Genomic DNA, 1,590 nt, shown 5'->3' with positions numbered 1-1,590 from the left:
GCGGCGCTGACGGCGCAGCAGGAAGGGTGCGGACCCGGTGGCCCGCCCGCCCTGCGGAGCCCGTGAACACCGGAGGGGGGGGGGCCCCGGGGGGGCCCCCCCCCCCCCGCCTCAGTAGCCGTCAGCCGGAGCTCACGGTCCTCAACTCGCGAGCTCAGCCACGCAGGAGGGTGAGGATGTTCTGCGTGGAAGAGTTGGCCTGAGCCAGCATCGAGGTGCCGGCCTGCGAGAGGATCTGGTTCTTGGTGAACTTGGTCATCTCGGCAGCCATGTCGGTGTCGCGGATGGCGGACTCCGAGGCAGTCAGGTTCTCGATCGAGACGTTGATGTTGTTGATCGCGTACTCGAAGCGGTTCTGAGCAGCCCCCACCTCCGCACGCGCAGCCGAAACCTTCGTCAGCGCCGAGTCGATGGTGTCGATGGCGCTCTGGGCACCCGCCTTGGTGGAGATGTCGACCGAGGGGAGGAGCGAAGCGGAGTCGAACGCGCCAGCAGCAGCAGCCGCTGCGTTGCTGGCGGCGGTTCCGGTGATGCCGCTCGTAACGGTCACCGCAGTCGCGTTGCCCGTCTTGGATTCGATCTTCAGGTAGCCGTCCGAGGTGACCGACGCCTTGTAGTTCGACTTGAAGTCGGCATGCGCATTCAACTGCTTGGCGATGTCCGCTGCGTCACTGGAGGTCGTGAGGGTCGAACCGTCGATTGTCGTGACGGACCCGCCCTGGGTGAGGACGATGTCGGTGCTAGCGGTGATGCCCGCAGCGGTGGAGAACGTCGCGTTCGCAGCCGAGGCACCGGTCGCCGCGATGTTCATCGTGATGCGGTCAGCGTTGAGGTCGTTACCCGCACCGACCTGGAAGGTCTTGTTGGTGAAGGTACCGCTCAGCAGCTTTTCACCGTTGAACGTGGTCGCCTCAGCGATGCGGTCGAGCTCGTCCGAGAGCGAGCTGAGCTCGGTCTGGGCAGCATCGCGAGAGTCGTCGCTGTTGCTGTCGTTGGCCATCTGCACCGAGAGGTCGCGCATACGCTGCAGGATGCTCGTCACAGTGCCAAGCGCACCGTCAGCCGTCTGAGCCACGCTGACGCCGTCCTGGGCGTTGCGTGCGGCGACCGTGAGCCCGCCGATCTGCGAGCGCAGGCCCTCGGAGATGACCAGGCCGGCAGCGTCGTCGGCAGCCTTGTTGATCCGGTAGCCGGAGGACAGCTTCTCGAGCGAGGACGAGACAGCCTTGTCCGTGCGGTTCACGTTGTTGTAGCTGTTGAGAGCCGCGATGTTGTTGTTGATGCGAAGACCCATGATGACGATTCCTCCGTGATGTGGGGTCGGTCTGTCAGTGCTGGCCATCCGTGGCCCTGACACTTGATTCATCGGCGTGGGGCGCCGGCACCTGAGCTGTTCGCCGTGTGGCAAACGGGTGATGCTCCAGAACCGCGCCACGGCCACCTGGAGTCCCTCCAGGCCGGCCGGCCGTGACCTGCCCCCACCGACGGGTGGCGCCCGGGCGGCCCCCCGCCACCTCCTCCAAGGATCCACACGGGGTGTCCTGGTTTTGGCGGGAGTGGGGGCACCACGACGCCCCGCGCGACCACGGG

The 1,590-nt window shown here is 66.4% G+C and carries 1 protein-coding gene; it reads right to left on the bottom strand.

Annotation, left to right across the window (positions count from 1 at the left end):
* Positions 1 to 154 precede the first annotated feature (154 nt).
* Complete coding sequence (locus ACRYR2_RS24980) at positions 155 to 1,294, bottom strand: flagellin N-terminal helical domain-containing protein (protein ID WP_432565704.1); 1,140 nt, start codon at positions 1,292 to 1,294, stop codon at positions 155 to 157.
* Positions 1,295 to 1,590 lie beyond the last annotated feature (296 nt).

The sequence above is a fragment of the Kineococcus deserti genome, assembly GCF_050871945.1.
Classification (GTDB): domain Bacteria; phylum Actinomycetota; class Actinomycetes; order Actinomycetales; family Kineococcaceae; genus Kineococcus.
This window is presented reverse-complemented; position numbering and strand designations above follow the sequence as displayed.

Coding starts and splice junctions, on each gene's coding strand:
- ACRYR2_RS24980 (WP_432565704.1), bottom strand. CDS start 1,294: ATGGGTCTTCGCATCAACAACAACATCGCGGCTCTCAACAGCTACAAC.